This is a genomic window from Actinomadura sp. HBU206391 (assembly GCF_014323665.1).
Taxonomy (GTDB): domain Bacteria; phylum Actinomycetota; class Actinomycetes; order Streptosporangiales; family Streptosporangiaceae; genus Actinomadura_C.
In genome coordinates this window covers 1-7,140 of record NZ_JABVEB010000263.1, presented here as the reverse complement: position 1 = coordinate 7,140, position 7,140 = coordinate 1, and the positions used below count along the sequence as shown (strand labels likewise).

Sequence of the window (7,140 nt, the reverse complement as noted above, 5' to 3'; positions counted from 1 at the left end):
AAGTGGTCGATTCTGTGCGGCGAACGGTCGTTACGGTATCTTGATCTCGGGTCAAAGCCCGCCTCTGGGATGCCAGTCACCCCGGTCGACGTCCAGGGTCTCGGGCGCGTGCAACCGCACCATCGTGCGCGCCACCCCGACCGGGATGCGGCCGGGCGTCAGCAGCGAGACCACCACCATCACGCCGAAGGCGATCGGCACGGTCCACGCCGCCGGCTGGGCCAGCAGCACACCCGGCCAGCCCCTGAGCGGCCCGCTCACGATCGTCCACATCACCGCCGTGCACGCGAGCCCGCCGCTCACCAGCAGCCCGGCCAGGGCGCCGGCGTCGGTGAGCCGCCGCCACCAGATGCCGAGCACGAGCAGCGGACAGAAGGTCGAGGCCGCCACGGCGAACGCGAGCCCCACCACGTCGGCCACCGGCAGCGCACGGGCCATGGTGGCGAGGATCAACGGCATCGCCACCGCCACCAGTGTGGCCGCCCGGAAGGACCGCACCCCTCCGTGCAGGATGTCCTGGGCGATGACGCCCGCCACCGACACGGTCAGCCCCGATGACGTGGACAGGAACGCCGCGAACGCGCCGGCCGTCACCAGCGCGCCGAGCACGTCGCCGAGCGCTCCGCCGACGACCCGCTCGGGCAGCGTGAGCACGACCGCGTCGCCGTGGCCGGACACCAGCAGATCGGGGGCGTAGATCCGGCCGAGCGCGCCGTACAGCGCCGGCAGGAGGTAGAACGCGCCGAGCAGCGCGAGCACCACCAGGGTCGTACGCCTGGCCGCGCGCCCGTCGGGGTTGGTGTAGAACCGGACGAGCACGTGCGGCAAGCCCATGGTGCCGAGGAACGTGGCCAGGATCAGCGAGTACGTGGCGTACACCGGATGCTCGCGGGTTCCCGCCAGGGGCATGAGCCACTGCTGGTCGGTGATGCCCGGCGCGCCGTCGCCGCGCCACGCCAGCAACAGGAAGACCACCGGAACCGCGAGTGCGGTGAGCTTCAGCCAGTACTGGAACGCCTGCACGAACGTGATGCTGCGCATGCCGCCCGACAGCACGTTCACCACCACGACGACCGCGACGAGCAGCCCGCCGGCCCAGACCGGAGCGCCCGTCAGCGTGCGCAGGACCAGCCCGGCGCTCTGGAACTGCGGCATCAGGTAGAACCAGCCGATGAGGACGACCAGCACGCTCGCGGCGCGCCTGACCCGCATCGACTCCAGCCGCGCCTCGGCGAAGTCCGGCAGCGTGTAGGCGCCGGACCGGCGGAGCGGCGCCGAGACCAGTACGAGCAGCACCAGATAGCCGCCGGTCCAGCCGACCGGCAGCCACAGCATGTCGGCGCCGTACGCGAGGATCAGCCCGGCGATGCCGAGGAACGAGGCGGCCGACAGATACTCCCCGCCGATCGCCGACGCGTTCCACAGCGGCGAGACCGTCCGAGACGCCACGTAGAAGTCCGACGTGGTGCGCGACAGGCGGAGCCCGAAGATGCCGATGGTCACGGTCGCGATCACGACCAGGACCACGGCCGCCAGGCTCAAACCGCACTCTCCCTGTGCGGGCCGTGCCGCCCGGCCGGTTCGGTCACCGGTGGTCCACGAGTTCGGCGAAGTCCTGTTCCACGCGCTCGGCCTGCCGCACGTACCACCATGCGCAGGCCACGAACAGCGGGTAGATGAGGACGGCGAGCATCAGCCACGGCAGCGGCACGCCGAACAGGCGCAACCGGCCCAGGTCGGGCGCCAGCAGGAACAGCAACGGCAGCCCGCCTATCACGCCCGCCACCACCACGCAGACCGACAGCGCCAGCCGCAGTTGCGACCGGATGAGCGAGCGCATGTACACCTCGCCGAGCCCGGTCTGCTCGTCGATCTCGCGCGTGCCCGGATGGCGCGGTCGCTTCGCCGCCCTGGTGCGCGGGCTGGTGATCAGGACTCTGTTGATTTGCCTCGCTCCGCTCGGCGGCTCGTCGCGCTTCGAGGCGGCGGGGGGCTTGCTGAGCTCGTCGGGTCGGGAGTCGTCGTCAGATCGGGGGGCGTCGGGTTCATTCATGGGAGGAGCTCCGGCGGGCTCGGCGGACGAGGAGGTCGCGCAGCTCGCGGGTGTGGCGGCGGCTCACCGGGAGCTCGGTGCCGCCGACCCGCACGGTGCACCGGCCGGAGTCCAGCCGCAGCTGCTCGATGTGGTGCAGGGAGACCAGGTGGCTGCGATGCACGCGGACGAAGCCGGCGTCGCGCCAGCGCTCCTCGAGCGTGTTGAGCGGGATGCGGACGAGGTGACTGCCGGAGGCGGTGTGCAAGCGCGCGTAGTCGCCCTGCGCCTCGACATAGTGCACGTCGGCGGCCGGGACGAACCGGGTCACGCCGCCCAGTTCCACGGGGACCGGTTCGGGCTCGGCCGCCGGCAGCGGACCCGTGCCGGTGCCCGCCACCACCCTGCGGACGGCCTCGGCGAGCCGCTCCGGCCGTACCGGCTTGAGCAGGTAGTCCGTCGCCTTCAGCTCGAACGCGTCGACCGCGTGCCCCTCGTAGGCCGTCACGTAGACGATCTCCGGTGGGCGGACGAACCGCGACAGCAATCTGCCGAGCACGATCCCGTCCAGGCCGGGCATGCGGATGTCGAGGAACACCGCGTCGACCGGGCGGCCCTCGGCGAGGGCGCGGTCGAGGCAGCGCAACGCGGCGGCGCCGTCCCGTGCCGTGCTGACCTCGGCGATGCGGGGATCGGCGCGCAGGAGGTATCCCAGGTCCTCGAGGGCGGGCAGTTCATCGTCCACCGCGAGGACGCGCAGACCGGCCACTGCTCCTCCGCACCATCACACCGTCCATTGAATTCTCTAGAGGGTGGTAAATCGGCCATTCGATGTCAATACGCAGGGAAGACGCCGGCAGGCCCGTCGGTGACATGCTGCTATGTGGCGGAAACGCCGGGGCGGTATTTCGGCACTCGCAGGCTCACCTTCATTCCGGCGCCCTCGGCGGTCTCGACGACGAGCCCGTAGGCGTCGCCGTACACCTGCCGCTGCCGCTCGTCCACATTGGCCAGGCCGATGCCGGCTCCGCTGCGCGCCTCACCGGCCAGCACCCGCCGCATCCGGTCGGGATCCATGCCGACCCCGTCGTCCTCCACGCTGATGACGCATTCGGCGCCGCTGTCCTCGGCGATGATCGTGATCCGGCCGAGGCCGGGCTTGTCCTCCAGCCCGTGCCGCACGGCGTTCTCGACCAGCGGCTGCACGCACAGGAACGGCACCGCGACCGGCAGCACCTCGGGGGCGATCCGCAGTGTCACGTGCAGGTCGTCGCCGAAACGCGCGCGTTCGAGCAGCAGGTAGCGGTCGATGCTGCGCAGTTCCTCGGCGAGCGTGGTGAAGTCGCCGTGCCGGCGGAAGGAGTACCGGGTGAAGTCGGCGAACTCCAGCAGCAGCTCGCGGGCCCGTTCGGGATCGGTCCGCACGAAGGAGGCGATCGTGGTCAGCGAGTTGTAGATGAAGTGCGGTGAGATCTGGGCGCGCAGGGCGCGTACCTCGGCCTCCATGAGGAGGGTCCGTGACCTGTCCAGATCCGCCAGCTCGAGCTGGGCGTCGACCCACCGGCCCACCTCCTCGGCCGCGCGCACCAGCCCCGCCGACGCCTGGGTGCCGTAGGCGGTGAGCGTGCCGACGACCCGGTCGTCGGTGGTCAGCGGCACCACGATCGCGTGTCGGACCGGACAGTCCAGGTCCCCGCACGCCACGACGTCGGGGCCGAGCACCCGCGTGCGGCCGCCCGAGAGGGTGTCCTTGGAGTGCGCGAGCGCCGCCTCGGCGTGATGGCCCCCCGCGCCCTCCCAGGCGAGCAGTTCCTCGGCGTTGGTGATCGCGAGTGCGGCCTGCCCGAGCAGTATCCGCAGGTGCCGCGCCGCCTTCTCTGCCCCCTGTGCGGTCAGCCCCGACCGCAGGGGCGGGGCGGCGAGCGAGGCCGTGTGCAACGTCTCGAACGTGGCCCGGTCGACCGGGCCGCCGAGGTCCCTGCGCCCGCGCAGCACCCGGCGCAGCACGAGGGCGGGTACGCCCATGACGGCGATGACCACCAGAGTCGCCACGACCGCTTCCACGGAGCCACGTTAACGGGTCCCGGCCGGCTCGGGAGCGTTTACCGCGGTCACCCGGGCGGCCAGCTCGCTGAACGCCGCCCCGTCGAAGCCCGCCAGGCCGTCGGACCGGCCGTGCTGCTGCCAGCGGCCGGTCAGCGGCGGCTCCAGGCCCCGGCGGAGGCCTGGACCGTGCCCAGCTCGGAGCAGTCCGCCCCCCGCATCGGGCCCGGCCGCTCGTCCAGCGGGCGGATGATGTTCTCCCGCGCGACGTCCTCGCTGCCCGGCCCGGAGCCATAGATCTCCAGCAGGAGCGCCGTGAAGCGCGCGTACTCGGTGTCGTCGGTACCGGCCGCCACACCGTCCGGCCTGATCCGCAGTTCGGCGAGACGGCCCCAACGCCGGACGATCTCCCCGGGCGCCAGGTTCTCGGCCGGGCGGCCGAGGGCGTCGCCGACCGCGAGACCGAGCAGACATCCCCTGGCCCGATGCCGGTCGATCACAACGCTCCCCCGCCTGATGTGCGGCTCTGATGGATCGGTATCGACGGCCGAACACGTCTCAGCGCGCGCGGCTCGCTCGCACCCGCCCGGCCCGCCGCGTACGACGGGCCGGGGCCCCGCACCGCCCGGTGCGGGGCCCCTGATGCCGGCAACGCCCTCGCGGGCTGCAGTGGCTCGCCTCTGCCCGGCATCCGCTGTCACTGGTCGGTCTCCGTCCGGTGTCAGCACCAGTCGTCGTCGTCCCAGTCGTCGTCCCAGTCGTCGTCCCAGTCGTCGTCCCAGTCGCCGCAGTCATCGCAGGTGGGAAGGGCGGTGACGCTCTGGCTGGTGGCCGGCGTGGCCAGGGTGGCCGCGGCGGCGGGGGCGATGGTGCCCAGGGCGAGGGCTGCCACCCCCGCGAGCAGCAGGCCGGAGATGGCGACGGTCATGCGCTGCAGAATTCCCACGGAAACTACCTCCTTGGAGAATTCGAGCCATAAAGGCTGGAATCACGTTTCTGTGGAACGGAGTCGGTTCCCCGGCACGACACGTGGGCGTCGCACCGGCAAGCGGCTGCATGAATGGCCCACTGCCTCCATGACCCCATGCCACACCTTCAATAACGGCATTCCCTGGACTAACTATACGAAACAAGGAAATATCGGACTTGACCCTATTTATAGGTAATTGGGGTAACAGCCCCTCTAACACGAATCAGGGTCCCGCACCCGAAGGTGCGGGACCCCAATGGACCCGGCGGCGGCCATATCGGCGGCGGCCGACGCGTCACCGCCCGTCTGGCACGGCCCCTGGCCCCTTACCGCTCCGCGATCAACACCAGTCGTCGCAGTCGTCCCAGTCGTCGTACCAGTCGTCGCAGCAGTCGTCGCAGTCGTCCCAACAGCTACAACCCCAGTTGCCGTACCAGGTGGGCAGGGTGACGCTGTGGCCGGCGGTTGTGGTCGTGGCGGCAGCGGCCGGGGCCGCGCCCATCACGAGGGCCGCTACTCCCGCGAGCAGCAGGCCGGAGATGGCGAGAGTCATACGCTTCAGAATTCCCACGAAGACCTCCTTGGAGAATTCGAGCCGTGAAGGCTTGAATCGCGTTTCCACGACACGGGGCGCCGGGCCGCATGGGCGGCCTCGACCGCGGAACCGGCGGCAATAGTGACATACTGCATCTATTGCCCGTATCACCCCATATCGCATCTAACGCTAACGCCATCCCCTCGGCGTACTGCGCTAAAACGCGGCATTCCAGATCTTGACCCCCTGTCGAGAAACTCCCAGAACTGACTTTAATCGCAGACATACGAAACAGAGCCCCGCGCCCTCTCGAGCGCGAGACCCCTGCTGGATGCGATCCCGTACGGGGGTGGCGACTGGTTGGCCGCTACCCTGCCCCCGGGGCCACTGTCGCCGGTTCGGTCACGGTTTCAGTCGTTCCAGTCACCGCCGTCGCCCCAGTCATCGTCGCCCAAAAAGGCCCTGACGGGGTCAAAGCCCTTGAACCCACGGTGGTGGCCGAAGTCGCCGCCGGTGCTCCGGCTGATGTTGTTGTTCCTGTTGATGACGATGATGCGCTGGTTGTGTGCGAAGTTGTGGCGACTTCGGTGGTGTGCGCGGTGGTGCCGGTTGTTGCAGCCGCAGTTACGGTGGCACCCGCAGCCGCGGCGATGCCCGCACGACGACTTGGCGGGTGTGACGTGTTGAGGTGTGGCGGTCATGGCCTCGGCACTGGCCGAGGCAGCCCCGCCGATCATGAGGGCAGCACCTCCCGCGAAAACCAGGCCGGACATGGCGACCGCCATGTGCATGGGAATTCCCATGGAAATACCTCCTGGGGGAATTCGAGCCATAAAGGCTGGATTTGGGCGTGTACGGAACAGTGCCGATCTTTCAGCGCGATCCCTGCCGCGCTGAATGATGAGCATATTTCCCGGCTCACCGCGCGGCGCTGTACCGCATGTTCGCTAATGTCATCCCCTAGGGCTCTCCGCACGAAACGGGCGGATAGCTAGCTTGACTACGATTCTGCACCTTGGACAGCTCAGCTTTAATCTCAGGAAATCGTCAAGCTTAGCTGCATTTATACCATTGCGTAAGGATATGTCCTGATTGCAGGTATTCGGTGGTACGGCTCGGGCACGGGTCCCGCACTGTGGGGCCCGTGCCCGGGTGGATCTGAGCGGATGGGCCGTTACAAGGGCGCCCCAAGCACCCCCGAGGCGGGCGCCCCAGGCGCGATGACCGGTCCCGCGGCCGCAGGCTCCACGCTGGGCCGCACGGCCGGGCCCGCAATCCGAGCCGCCGCCGGAGCCGCAATCCGAGCCGCCGCCGGAGCCGCCGCCGGAGCCGCCGCCGGAGCCGCCGCCGCCTGAGCCGGAGCCGCCTGCGGCACGGCCACCCCGTCCGGCACACCGGGCTTCAATATGCTCGGCTCGAGACTACGGATGAACCGCTCTTCCGCATCCTGGCGCTGGCGCTGGACCTGGCCGCTGTTGCTCTGGCTGACGTTATTGTTCCGGTTGATGACGATGATCCGCTGGTGATGGTGGTGGACGTTCCAGTGCCGGTTGGAGCCAT

At 69.7% G+C, this 7,140-nt stretch carries 9 protein-coding genes; all 9 read right to left on the bottom strand.

What is annotated here, in order from left to right:
* Positions 1 to 51 precede the first annotated feature (51 nt).
* Positions 52 to 1,542 carry a cation acetate symporter gene (locus tag HKK72_RS33540; protein WP_187238439.1) on the bottom strand — a complete coding sequence of 497 codons (1,491 nt, stop codon included), beginning with the start codon at positions 1,540 to 1,542 and terminating at the stop codon, positions 52 to 54.
* Positions 1,543 to 1,585: 43 nt separating this feature from the next.
* Positions 1,586 to 2,053, bottom strand: coding sequence for a hypothetical protein (locus tag HKK72_RS33535; RefSeq protein WP_261987449.1), 468 nt, complete (start codon positions 2,051 to 2,053; stop codon positions 1,586 to 1,588).
* A complete protein-coding gene (locus HKK72_RS33530) occupies positions 2,046 to 2,801 on the bottom strand; it encodes a LytR/AlgR family response regulator transcription factor (RefSeq protein ID WP_187238438.1) in 756 nt (251 codons plus the stop codon). Before HKK72_RS33530 ends, HKK72_RS33535 begins: the two co-directional genes overlap by 8 nt.
* A 110-nt stretch (positions 2,802 to 2,911) precedes the next feature.
* On the bottom strand, positions 2,912 to 4,096 hold the full coding sequence (locus HKK72_RS33525) for a sensor histidine kinase (RefSeq protein ID WP_315987581.1): 1,185 nt from the start codon (positions 4,094 to 4,096) through the stop codon (positions 2,912 to 2,914).
* A gap of 131 nt (positions 4,097 to 4,227) precedes the next feature.
* Complete coding sequence (locus HKK72_RS41740; RefSeq protein ID WP_315987580.1) at positions 4,228 to 4,575, bottom strand: ADP-ribosylglycohydrolase family protein; 348 nt, start codon at positions 4,573 to 4,575, stop codon at positions 4,228 to 4,230.
* A gap of 221 nt (positions 4,576 to 4,796) precedes the next feature.
* On the bottom strand, positions 4,797 to 5,021 hold the full coding sequence (locus tag HKK72_RS33515; protein WP_187238437.1) for a hypothetical protein: 225 nt from the start codon (positions 5,019 to 5,021) through the stop codon (positions 4,797 to 4,799).
* A 364-nt stretch (positions 5,022 to 5,385) separates the two neighbouring features.
* Entirely contained in the window at positions 5,386 to 5,616 is a 231-nt protein-coding gene (locus tag HKK72_RS33510) for a hypothetical protein (RefSeq protein ID WP_187238436.1), read from the bottom strand.
* A 374-nt stretch (positions 5,617 to 5,990) separates the two neighbouring features.
* Positions 5,991 to 6,371 (bottom strand): hypothetical protein, encoded by a 381-nt coding sequence (locus tag HKK72_RS33505; RefSeq protein ID WP_187238435.1) that lies wholly within the window; start codon positions 6,369 to 6,371, stop codon positions 5,991 to 5,993.
* 383 nt (positions 6,372 to 6,754) lie between these two features.
* Positions 6,755 to 7,140, bottom strand: a 386-nt coding sequence (locus tag HKK72_RS40280; protein ID WP_222721463.1) for a hypothetical protein, incomplete at its 5' end; no start/stop codon positions are given.